Annotated in this window: 7 protein-coding genes and 2 riboswitches; of the genes, 3 read left to right on the forward strand and 4 right to left on the reverse strand. The window is 70.3% G+C overall.

Annotated features, from left to right (window positions below):
• The coding region (locus DD1DGNOD_RS03730; protein ID WP_131769457.1) for a peptidoglycan-binding domain-containing protein at positions 1-376 on the reverse strand (376 nt) is incomplete at its 3' end.
• 116 nt (positions 377-492) lie between these two features.
• On the reverse strand, positions 493-1,557 hold the full coding sequence (locus DD1DGNOD_RS03735; protein ID WP_165036376.1) for a lysylphosphatidylglycerol synthase transmembrane domain-containing protein: 1,065 nt from the start codon (positions 1,555-1,557) through the stop codon (positions 493-495).
• 872 nt (positions 1,558-2,429) lie between these two features.
• Here DD1DGNOD_RS03735 and DD1DGNOD_RS03740 point away from each other — a divergent pair.
• Positions 2,430-3,419: an MBL fold metallo-hydrolase gene (locus tag DD1DGNOD_RS03740; protein WP_131769451.1), complete on the forward strand. Its 990-nt coding sequence runs from the start codon at positions 2,430-2,432 to the stop codon at positions 3,417-3,419.
• Positions 3,420-3,469: 50 nt separating this feature from the next.
• On the opposite strand, the gene DD1DGNOD_RS03745 is transcribed toward DD1DGNOD_RS03740, so the two are convergent.
• Both DD1DGNOD_RS03745 and DD1DGNOD_RS03750 read right to left on the reverse strand, forming a co-directional pair.
• Positions 3,470-4,696 carry a cytochrome P450 gene (locus DD1DGNOD_RS03745; protein ID WP_131769452.1) on the reverse strand — a complete coding sequence of 409 codons (1,227 nt, stop codon included), beginning with the start codon at positions 4,694-4,696 and terminating at the stop codon, positions 3,470-3,472.
• A 108-nt stretch (positions 4,697-4,804) separates the two neighbouring features.
• Positions 4,805-7,165, reverse strand: coding sequence for a phage holin family protein (locus DD1DGNOD_RS03750; RefSeq protein ID WP_131769453.1), 2,361 nt, complete (start codon positions 7,163-7,165; stop codon positions 4,805-4,807).
• Positions 7,166-7,517: 352 nt separating this feature from the next.
• Between DD1DGNOD_RS03750 and DD1DGNOD_RS03755 the strand changes: the two genes are divergently transcribed.
• Together DD1DGNOD_RS03755 and DD1DGNOD_RS28730 are read left to right on the forward strand one after the other, a co-directional pair.
• The gene (locus tag DD1DGNOD_RS03755; protein ID WP_131765258.1) at positions 7,518-9,887 is read left to right on the forward strand and encodes a hypothetical protein; all 2,370 of its coding nucleotides are present in this window, start codon (positions 7,518-7,520) and stop codon (positions 9,885-9,887) included.
• A gap of 166 nt (positions 9,888-10,053) precedes the next feature.
• Positions 10,054-10,152: riboswitch (glycine riboswitch) on the forward strand.
• Positions 10,153-10,264, forward strand: a riboswitch (glycine riboswitch). It abuts the riboswitch before it with no gap.
• 89 nt (positions 10,265-10,353) lie between these two features.
• The coding region (locus DD1DGNOD_RS28730; RefSeq protein ID WP_430827752.1) for a glycine dehydrogenase at positions 10,354-11,959 on the forward strand (1,606 nt) is incomplete at its 3' end.

Genomic DNA, 11,959 nt, shown 5'->3' on the forward strand with positions numbered 1-11,959 from the left:
TCCCGGCGTTGCGCTGGAAGTCCCGCACCCAGGCGTCTGTCCGCCGACCGAAGACACCGTCCACGGGGAGGAAGTTCGCGGGGTCGCCGATCCGGGCGTTCGCCTGGTCCTGGACGGCGCGTACTGCGTCGCCCTTTTCGCTCCTGTCACCCTCACGGATGACGATGACGAGCGCCGGCCAGGTCTGGTCGCCGACGGCACCGTCGACCCCAAGCCCGGCGGACGACTGGAAGGCGCGCACCGCGGCCTCGGTCGACGCCCCGAAGACGCCGTCGATGGCCACGGAGTATCCGTGCGCGCGCAACAGGTACTGCACGGTCTGTACTGGTTCGCGACTGCTGCCGCTCTTTTGCAGGGGCCAGGTCAAAGACGACATGGTCAGCCTCCTCAGCGGTTGGTTCCTGGGGCGACCGGTGATGGCCACCTCGAAACACTATGAGTGATGATCCTGCGTCTGTCAGTCATGGATCTGGCCGGGGGTGGCGGCTCGTGTCACGTCGTGATCTCTTCTTTGATCGTGTCCGGATCGTTCCACGGTCGTTGCTGCGGTAGCCGACGGTGACGCAGCGACCCCGTCCGCAGTGACAGGTAGGCGAGGGCCGAGATCGGGATGGGAAGCCAGAAGTTCGCCAGGCGCCAGGTCACGACCCCCAGCAGCGCTACGGCCCGGGTCGCGCTGAAACCGACGAGCGTGGGGACGAGCGCCCCTTCGATGATCCCAATCCCGCCGGGCGTGATCGGGATGGCGGCCAGCACGTTGGCGAGCCCGTAGGCGACCAGCAGGCCGTCCAGGGGCGTCGCGTGGCCGTAGGCGTACAGGAACACCCACAGGGACGCGGCGTCGAGCAGCCAGTTCGCAGCCGCCCACAGCGTCGCCCTGATGAGCAGGGGCTTGTCCGCGCCCAGAACCCGGAGACGATCGGCAAAGGTACGGACGAGCTGTTCGGCACCGTCCGGCGACAGCCCCGGGACGCGGTGGGCGATGGAACGGACGATGCGGACGGTGCGTTCACTGCCGCGGGTGAGCAGTACCACTCCGATGAAGACGGCTGCGATCAGCAACGTCCCCACCGCCGCGGCTGTGCCGTAGATCGGATTGCCGCCTCGGCTCGGAATAGAGATCAACAGGCCGATCCACAGGATCACGTTCAGGACGACCGCCGAGCCGGCACCCTGGATCGCCGCGGCGGACACCGCCTCGGAGGCGTTGATCCCGGCGCTGCGCTGCAGGCGGTAGCGCAACGCGCTCGCGGTGGCGGCACCACCTGGGAGCATGTGGCTGACACCGAGGGTCGTCAGGTCGATCCGTATCAGCGTCCACAGCGACGGCCGGCCCTCGCGGGCGAGCACGCTGCGGGTCAGCATCGCGTAGGCGAGCAGGGATGCCGCCTCCAACAACAGGCCGACCACCAGATAGCGTGGTTCCACGCCGGAGAACGTCTCCAGGGCCTTGCGCGCGCCGGCGAGTTGCGGTAGCACCGCGTACTCGATGATCAGCAGCAGCACCACGATCGCGGCACCCCGGCGCAGCCACGGCGGCACCCGCACCGCTGTCATCGGCCCATGCTCGCGGATCCCCCCGCTGTCGTGTCGGCATGACCACCGGTGGACCCCCGTGGGCAACGCCGCGGGCGGGTACAGCGCTCCGCGGGCCGGCGGCGGGAAATCGTTGTCGTAAAACCATGCATCGCATCTCATGGTGACCTATCGATGGGATCATCTACCCCGTCACCACACAGGAACACGGGAGCGTGGCCGACGGTGCATCGACGTGTCACCGAACGTGATAATGAAAGGTTCGGCATGAATCCACCGGAACCAGTCCGGGTCGTGACGGTTCGTGTCGGTATTAATCACGAGTGAGTGAGCAGGTGCGATGCTTCCTGATGAGGCGAACCTGGGGTGGCGAATGCACGGATCAAGTGTTCCGGAGGTGCCGAATCTATAATTCGTGGCCATGAAGTATCGATGTGATGGTCGACGGGTGGCCTCATCGTGACTTCGACCTGGCGTGACTCGCGGTGTGAGGAGGTGTCGAGAGCCTTGCGACCGTCTACGCAGGTGTCCGCGCCGCCGACGTCGAAACCGAGACGCTGGATTTCAAGGAAGATCAGTCCCGACGTTCGGGGAACGGTCCGCTGACGGCCGGCGGCACCCGGCACTCAGTGAGCTGCGAGACGACGAGGTGCTCGCTGTCGACTCGGTGAAGGCGGTCGGCCAGGGCGTCTTCTACGTCGCGGGTCCCCAGTTCCCCGCCGCGCCCGCGCCACCGGGATGACCGCCGCCGGCAGCCGGGATTACTGCCGGCAGCCGCGGTTACTGTTGGTAGCTATGATCATCGCCGATGGTCAAGACCGCCACCAGCGGTCAGGACCGGACGGAGAGCGGGATCGGACGAAGAGATTGCAGGCAGCGGGCACACTGGTGAGGTGGACGTCACGTGGTGGGGGCACAGCACGGTTGTGATCTCCGATGCGGGTACGCGGTTGGTGACCGATCCCGTGTTCGGGATGCGGATCGCCCACCTGCGTAGGCGCGCCGGTGCACGCCCGGCGAGCGGGGCCACGCAGGTCGACGCCGCGGTTGTCTCGCACCTGCACGCCGACCATCTCGACATCCCGTCGCTGAAGCTGCTCCCGCCGACGGCGCCGATCATCCTGCCGCGCGGCGGCGCCGCCCTGTTGGCCCGCCGGCACCCGGCGCTCGCCGAACGCTGCGTGGAGATGGTGCCCGGGGACCGTGTCCGAGTGACCTCCCGTGACGGCGACCACGGTGGCGGCGTGGACGCCGCCGCGGGCCTGGACGTGCTGGCGGTGCCCGCCGAGCATGACGGTTCGCGTGGGCCGTGGTCGCGTCACCGCGGCCCGGCGCTGGGATTCGTGGTGACCGGCACACGGACGGTGTGGTTCGCCGGGGACACGGCCTTGCATGACGCCATGGCCGATCTCGTCCCGCTCGGCCTCGACCTTGCCCTTGTCCCGGTCGGCGGCTGGGGACCCAACCTCGGTCCCGGGCACCTCGACCCGGCCGGCGCGGTCGAGGCGGTACGGCGGACGCTCCGCCCGCGGCCGGTCCCCTCACCGTTGGTCTCCGCTCGGCCGGCGCCGGCCCAGGCAGGGCCGCCGGCGGGGTCGGCGCCGGTTGCCGGGCCGCCGGCGGTGGCCGTACCCATCCACTACGGCACCTTCTGGCCGATCGGTTTCGACCGCGTGCGTCCCGATCGCTTTCACGAACCCGGACGCGAGTTCGCCCGCCTGGCCGGCGCCGCCGACCTGTCCGCGCAGGTGCGCGTGCTCGCCCACGGCGAGTCCATGGCCGTTCCCGTGGTAAGCCCTTTCGCCGTCGGACCGGCGTCACTGGGTCGGGCGTCCCGGCCGGCAACCGAGACCGTGCCGCCCCGGGATGTGCCGCCGGCCTGAGGTGAACCGCCGGCCTGAGGTGAACCGCCGGCCTGAAGTGCGCCAGCCGGTCAGCCCGACCGGAGACGGACCCGCAGGTTGCGCAGGCCGCGGATGGTGAGGGTGTCGTGGTAGCTGGGTGAGCTGTCGAGGATGTCGATCGCGGTCACGCGCCGGACCAGCATGGCCAGGATGATCTCGAGTTCCATCCGGGCGAGCTGGGCGCCGAGGCAGAAGTGCACGCCCAGGCCGAAGGCCAGGTGACGTGGGCCCAGGCCACCTCCGGCGAAGCGGGTGAGGTCGAGACGGTCGGGGACGGGGAAGATCCGCGGGTCGCGGTTGGCGCCGGCGATCAGCACCACCACCCCCTCGCCCCGGGCGAAGGTCCGTCCGGCCAGCTGCCGTTCCTGGAGCGCGACGCGGTTGGTGAACTGCACCGGCGGGTCGAACCGGAGCAGCTCGTCGACCGCGGCCGGGACGAGGTCCGGCTGCGTGCGCAGGAGCGCGAGCTGCTCGGGATGGCGACCCAGCGCCAGCACACAGTTCCCGGTCATGTGCACCGTGGTCTCGTAGCCGCCGAAGAGGAGCAGGACGCAGATGTCGAGCAGCTCGGTCCCGGTCAGGCGGTCGCCGTCCTGTTCCAGGGCGGCCAACCGGCTGATCAGGTCGTCGCCGGGACGGGTAAGCCGCTGCGCCACGACGTCCCGGAAATACTCGTTGAACGCGTCGGCGGCGTCGTCACGTTGACGCAGCTCCTCCGGCGACAGCAGGACGTCGGGATCAAGGCCCCGCGCGAGCGCGCGCGCCCAGCCGTCGAACCGTGCATAGTCCGCCGCGGGTACGCCCAGGAGGTCGCAGATGATCGTCAGTGGTATTCGGGAGGCGAGGGCGTCGACGATTTCGATCTCACCGGCGTCCACCACCGTGTCGAACAGCTCGGCCGCGATCTGTTCGATTCTGGGCCGCAGCCGCCCGATTTCGCGCGGGGTGAAAGCCCGACCGACCAGGCCGCGTAGCCGGGTGTGGTCGGGAGGGTCCATCCGGATGAAGGAACCGGGAATGTCGTCCGCGGCCACCCCCGGCCGGAAGGGGCTGATTCCGTCGGAATACCCGTGACCCCAGGCGGGGTCCTGCAGCACGGTCGTGCAGTCGTGGTAGCCGGTGACCAGGTACGCGCCGAGCGGACTGGGCACCAGCGCCCCGACCTCGCGAGCGGCGTGGTAGCAGGGATAGGGGTTGGCACGGCGGGCCGGGCTGAACATGTCGAATACCAGACCGGCGACCGTCGTACCGTCCATCTGTTCTGCCTCTCCCGATGCTCGACCGTACGGCAGGCGACACCGGCCGCTGCTTCTGTCGCATGTGAACATCGGTTTCTTGCCGACCGGTGAACGTCGCGGGAACCGTCAGGTGACGCCTTTTGAAGAAGTGTGTACCGGACGATCCTCGATCGACTCCACCGATCGCTCGATTGCATTTTCCGCATTTTCCGCGGCTTCTGTGATTTCTGTGATTGCCGGGTTCTCGGAACCTCGACGTGCCGGCGGGGTCTCGAGACCGGCGTCGGGACCGGCGGGAGGACGGGTCGTGGGCAGCGGGTCGCGGCGCAGCCCCAGCCGTTCCAGCCAGCGGACGAGCTGGTGATGGACGGCGTCCGGACCCTCGATCGAGTTGGCCGCGGCGGGCCAGCTCGCCGGGTACAGCAGCACGGCCCGGGTCTGGTCCCCGCCGATCCCGCCGTGGCAGCCGACGAGCTCCTCGAACGCGGCGACCTCGCGGGTGCCGGGGTCGATCCGGCTCATGACGACGATGTCACCGACGTTGTGCATCCGCTGGTGGCGCAGCAGGTCCGCGGCAGCCCGCGAGCCGTAGCCGAGCAGCGGGTTGGTGCCCTCGACCACCCCGGTTTCCAGGAACATCCGGCCCCGGGCGCCGAAGGCGACCGGTCCGTGCCCCGGGCAGTGCACCACGACGAATCCGATACCCGGGTGGTCGATCAGCCCGCGCACGAGCGCCGGGTGCAGGAACTCCATCTGTTCGAGGTCGGCGCGGCCGGCTACCTGCGGCAGGTAGACCATGGCCAGGTTCCCGGACGCGACCACGACGAGATCCGGTTGTTGCGGGTTGAGGGTGACCTCAAGGCGGGACGGGCCGAAGGTGACCTGCCCGTCGTCGGTGCGGCGTCGCAGCATGAGCCGGCCCGCCCCGGTACCGTCCCTGCCGCCGGTGACCTCGGTGAGCAGGGTGTTCACCGGGCCCCAGTCCTCGGCGGTCCCGGTCGCGGCGGCCGCGGCCGCTCCCGGTGTCAGTAGGTCGCGGACGGTGTCTTCGAAGGACTGTCCGTAGCGCTGGCGGAATGTCGCTCCCTGGCTCTGCCCGTGGTCGGACAGGACGACGATCTCGTACGCGCGTTCGACACCGGCGGCGACCCGCTCGAGCATCGCCAGCACCCGGTCGACGCCCTCCAGCGTCTGCAACGACTCCCGCCGGTTGGGCCCGGCGTGGTGGGCCACCTCGTCGTAGTCCACGAAGTCGCAGAACACCACGGGTACACCGCGGGCCATCTGTGCGGCGATGAACGTGACGTTGAGGTCGCGCAGCAGGACGTTGGTCAGCCCGCGCAGCGCGACGTACGAGCCACCGCGGCGGACGCGGGGAAAGATGTTGTCGCGGCGCTGCTTGCGGGCCTGGTGCACCTCTTTGATCATCTCGCCGATGGTGAGCACCAGCGAGCGGGCGAGTCCCTGCGGGCTGGCCGCGAACGAGGCGTAGCCGTGGGCCCGGCGTCCGGGCAGGCCGGCCTGACTGACGGTGAGCAGGCTGTGCGGTGCGTCGCCGGAGAAGACGTTGCTGATGCTGACCCCGCCGTCGGCGAGCAGGCCACGGCCGTTGCTGAACCCCCGCTCGATCTCGGCGGCGTCCCGCGGGCGGTTGGTGACCACGAGACGGCCCGCGGCCTTGTCATACCAGCGGAAGGCGGGGACATGGCTGGACGCGCCATGCAGGATGCCGGCCTGGCTGGTCGGGGTCGTCGACGGCATGCCGGTGTGCCACTCGACGAAGCGGTGCGAGCCGGAGCGGACCCAGCGGCTCAACGTGGGCAGGTTCCCGGCCGTGACCGCCCACCGCAGCAATGGCGCGGACAGCCCGTCGATCTGCACGATGACGACGCCTGGGCCGTCGAACGGGCTGCCGTCGCCGCCACCGTAGCGGGCGACCTGCCGCATGACCTCGCCGATGAACGTTTCGTCGCTGCCGGCGTCGGCCAGCCAGCCGACGACCGCTGAGATCACCGCGGTGCCCCAGGCGACCCCGACGGCCGCGCCGAAGCTACTGGAGATCACGTCCGGTTCGATGCGCAGAGCCACGTAGATCACCAGGGTCTGCGCGAACAGGCCGATCAACAGCACGGCGATTCCGCCGAGGGCGACTGCCAGGGCAACGAGCACGGGCCGTAGCACCGCTCCCACCAAGGCGAGAATGACCACCAGGCGCATCAGCGCGTCGAAGCCGTTGACCTCGACACCGGGCAGGAACTCCAGCGAGAGGCCGAGCGCAAGCCCGCTTGCCACGACTGATCGGGCGACGCGCAGGAGCCGCCGCGGCGTCGGCTTCATGTCGCGCAGCACGATGCCGGCGAGACGCAACCGTCCCCGCAGCAGCCTCCCGATCACAGCGAGTCGTCGCCTGCGACCGTAGCCGGGCCGGGCATGGCGCGCCTGCATGCCGGTGTCGGTGCCGCCGGCACCGGTGCGAACCACAACCATGACCAGCGCAGACTAACCGGCGAGTGGGCGATTACTTGATCGTTGCATGGCCGTCCACCGGATGTGCACCGGGTGGTTGTGACGGCGACCGGTATCGGGCGGACGGGCATGCCCGCGGGCCACCGTCCCGCGCGGGACGCGCCTGTGCTCGACAAGGTGATGCCGAGGTGCATTTCGGGTAAATGTTCCCCGGCGGAGTGATCCGGCTGTTGCACAGCTCACTCGATCACCACCTTCCGCCCATCGCAGACACTTCGATCACGCACCATGAGAACAAGCGCCGGTTGCGAGCCGGTGCACAGCGAGGTGGTCAGGTCCGGAAAACGGGACGGCGAGGCAGGCGGGAGGCGCGGTGAGCCACACGCGCGTCCAGGCGGGTAGGCATGGGCCGGTTCCGGCTTCCCGCCCCGGAGAGGACGGCTTCGAGGGGGACGCCTGCGAGGGGGACGCCTTCCCCGGGGCCGGCTGTCAGCAGGACGGCCCGGGCCGGGTGACCGGCCGCTCCGGCCTCCGTCGGGCCGCCGGTTCCCGTCGCCGCCGTCACCGGTGGGACCGCCTGCTGCGGGTGGTGGTCGTGATGGTCGCGGCGTTGTGCTGGCCGGCCACTGTCGCCCTGCTCACCGTCCACGCGACCGTGCAGCAGCCGGGCTACTACGAGCGGGTGCTCGCCGACGCCGACGTGTACGAGCGCTTCTACAGCCAGGTTCTGACCGACCCGCAGATCGTCGAAATCTCCGATCAGCTCTTCGCCGGTCTCCCCGTTGACCAGTCGTTGCTGACCGCGAACCTGCGGGTGGTCGTCCCCCCGTCGTCGCTGCAGGGGGTGGCCGCAAGCCTGGCGGACCGTACCGCGGGCTACCTGCGCGGCAACGGGGACACGCTCTATCTGCGCATCGACCTGCGCCCGGTGCTGGCCAACATCTCCCAGCTCGCCAGCACGTACCTGGCCGACGAGGTGTCGGGCGCCAGCACGTACCCGGTGGACGATGTGAGCCGGTTCACCATCGGTCTGCTCGACGCGCTCGACCAGCTCTCCCAGGGACGCCCGCCGGCGTCCGTGCCGTCGATCACCTCGATCCGGCTCTCTCCCCGGCAGGCCGACCAGGTGGCCGACGTCATCCTCGACCGGGCGGGCCGGCTGGACGCGGGTGAACGCCAGGCCGTGCACGAGCAGCTCGTCACGCTCATGCAGGCCGGTGATCTCACCTCGGCGCTGGCGGTCGCCGGTCCGCTGGTCTTCGACGGCGACGAGGCCGCAATCGCCGACCTGCGGCGGCGGGTCGGCGGTGGTACCACCATCGACCTGGGGCCGGCGCTCGCCGGGCTGCCCGAATCCCCCGGTACCGCCGCGGTGCGTGCCGTCCACGACCTCGGTTCGTCGGGTGTGCTGCTTGCCGCCGGCGTGCTGTCCGGTCTGACGCTGGTGGCGTTCACGACCGGATCCGTTGTCATCACCAGGCACGGTGGCTCGGGGTTGCGCCTGGTCGTGGCGGGGCTTGCCACGGCCGGAGCGTCCGCGCTGGCTGCCGGGGGTGTGCTCACAGCACTGGTCGGTGACCCGTTCGCGGCGCTCACCGGCCCGTCTTCGTCGCTGCCGGTAAGCGTACGAGCGATGATCGGTGATATATCCTCGGCGATGGTCGGCCAGGTCCGCAGCCACTGGCTCGGGTTCGCGGCGATGCCGCTGGTGGCCGCCGCCGGCGCCACGGTGGTCGCGTCCGTGGTGCGGACGCCGGTCCGGGTGAACGCGCGCCGGCAGCGCTGGTGGACGCTGGCGGTCACCTCGGCGACGATCATCGTCTTGTTGTGGATCGTCATGCCCCTGCCGGTCACCCCGGCCGCCAGGTACTGCAACGGCTCGGACCTGCTCTGCGACCGCCGCTACACCGACGTCGTGTACCCCGCGACACACAACTCGATGGCCTCCAGCGACGCGCGTTTCCTGGGCGCGGCGCAGGATCCGGACCTGATCGGCCAGTTGAACGCAGGCATCCGCGCGTTGCTCGTCGACGTCCATCACTGGACGCCGCCGCAGGACGTGGAGGCGTTCCTGCGCGGTCTGCCGCCGGACCAGCGCGCCACCCTCGAGCCGTTCACCCGCGGTGCCCGCTCCAGCCGTCCGGGGCTGTGGCTCTGCCACAACATCTGCCAGCTCGGCGCGCTCGACCTGGAGACCGAGCTGGCCCGGCTGCGAGCCTGGCTCGACGCGAACCCGACCGAGGTGGTGACCCTGATCGTCCAGGACGCGGCGCCCGCGTCCGAGGTGATGACGGCCTTCGGCCGGGCCGGGCTCGGGCGTTACGTGTTCACCCCACCAAAGGACACCGGCGGTGACTGGCCGTCACTCGGCTCGATGGTCGAGAAGAACCGCAGACTGGTGGTGTTCGCGGAGAACGCCGACGTCCCGGGCACCTTCTACCGGAGGTTCTTCCGGTACGCGGCCGACACGGCCCTGGACGTGTCCTCGCCCGACGGCTTCGACTGCCGGCTCGGCCGTGGTCCGGGCCAGCCCGCGCCGGTACTGATCAACCACTGGATCACCCGGACGGCGAGCAGCCGCGCGGACGCGGCCGTGGTGAACCGCCGGGCGTCCGTGCTCGACCAGGTCAGAGCGTGCCAGCGCAGGCAGGGGCGGACGCCGACGTTCGTGGCGGTGGACTTCGCCACCATCGGCGACCTCGTCCCGACCGTCGCGGAGCTCAACCGTCGCCTGACCCGGTAGCCGCGCCGGCCTGCCGACCGTGCCTGGATGTCAGAGCATGCTCTCCGAGAGCGCACGGCGGCCGTCGTTGCGGTGGCACGGCTCCACGCCCGGGCCCGGGGGTTGGCGGTTGGCGACCGCCGACCCTAGGATTCAGTTCAGATGGACAACTAAACATCGATGCCGCTCACGCCCGCGCGGGAGAGTCCACGGCACCTCAGCCCGTGGCGCCGAAGGAGCAAGACCTCCCCATACACTCTCAGGCTGGAGAAACCGCCGGGTCAGGCAGCTCTGGAAAGCGGACGCTCGCGGCGTCCCGCCGACGGTGAAAGCCCACGCGTACTGGTCCGCGGGCCGGTGCAACGGGTCAAGCTCTCAGGCACATGTACAGAGGGGGAGGTCAGCCGCGGCCGGCGCGCACGCCGAGTCGCCCGATCTCTGGAGCGCATCGACCGTGCACATACCCACTTCCTCCGCTGCTGGTGCAATGTCCTCACCGGGTGATGCAGGTGGTCTTGGTGGTACCAGCCGCGGGAACGGAAGCGGTGGGAGGCCCGCCACGACCGACCGGTCGCTGACCGTGTCGTCGTCACAGCCCAGGCAGGCGCGCTCCCGGCAGACCGGGCCCGCATCGGCCCGGTCACGCGCGGGGGATGCCGGGTCGTCTCCGGCCGGGGCGGCGGTGCGCAGGACCGGGCCGGTGGCCGGCGAGACGGTGATTGCCGAGACGGTGACCTTCGTCGATCGGCATGTCGGGCCGAACGCGGGTGAGCGCCGGAAGATGCTTGACGGGCTCGGTTATACCAACCTCGACGCGCTCGTCGCAGCCGCGGTGCCGGAAGTGATCCGCGACGATGCTCTTGACCTGCCATCCGCGGTCAGCGAGCTGGAGGTGCTGGCCGAGCTCCGGCGGCTGGGCAGCCGTAACCGCCCGGTGCCTTCGATGATCGGTCTTGGCTACCACCCGGCGGTGATGCCCGGTGTGATCCAGCGCAACGTCCTGGAGAACCCGGCCTGGTACACCGCATACACCCCGTACCAGCCGGAGATCTCCCAGGGACGTCTCGAGGCGCTGCTCAACTTCCAGACCATGATTGCGGATCTGACCGGTCTGGCGACGGCCGGGGCTTCGCTGCTGGACGAGTCGACCGCCGCGGCCGAGGCCATGCAGCTTGCCCGCCGGGCCGCCAAGAAGCCCGAGACAAGGTTCGTCGTGGACGTCAGGACGCTGCCGCAGACGATCGCGGTGGTCCGTACCCGCGCCGGGGCACTGGGGGTCGACGTGGTGGTCGTGGACCTGTCGACCGGCCTTCCGGAGCATCTGGCCGAATCGGCGTTCGGTGTCCTGCTGGCATACCCGGGCGCCGACGGCGCGCTATGGGACCCGCGCAACGTGATTGAACAGGCGCACGGTCACGGGATTGTCGTGACGGCGGCGGTCGATCCGCTGGCGCTCACGCTGCTGACCTCGCCGGGTGAGCTCGGGGCGGACATCGCGGTCGGCAGCACACAGCGGTTCGGGCTGGGCCTGAGTTTCGGCGGTCCGCATGCGGGTTTCATCGCGGTGCGGGCCGGCCTGGAGCGGTCGCTGCCGGGCCGGCTGGTCGGCGTGTCGGTGGACGCCGACGGCGAGCGCGCCTACCGGCTGGCCTTGCAGACCCGTGAGCAGCACATCCGCAGGGAGAAGGCCACCAGCAACATCTGCACGGCGCAGGTGCTGCCGGCCGTGCTGGCCTCGATGTATGCCGTTTACCACGGTCCGCAGGGTCTGGCGGGGATCGCCGAGCGGGTGCACGACCATGCGGTACGCCTCGCCGAAGGGCTTCGCGCCGGCGGTGTGCGGGTCGTCCACGACCGCTTCTTCGACACGGTGCTTGCGCATGTGCCGTCCCGGGCGGCCCGGGTGGTCGCCGCGGCGCTCACGGGCGGGCTGAACCTTCGCCTGGTCGACGCCGACCACGTCGGCGTCTCCTGCAACGAGACGACACTGGACGCCGACCTGCACGCGGTGTGGGCGGCCTTCGGGGTCCCGCCGCTGCCGCTGCCGGTGGTTGCGCTGCCGGCAGGTCCGGCGAGGAACGGGACGCGGAACG

The organism is Candidatus Protofrankia californiensis, assembly GCF_900634765.1.
GTDB lineage: Bacteria > Actinomycetota > Actinomycetes > Frankiales > Frankiaceae > Protofrankia > Protofrankia californiensis.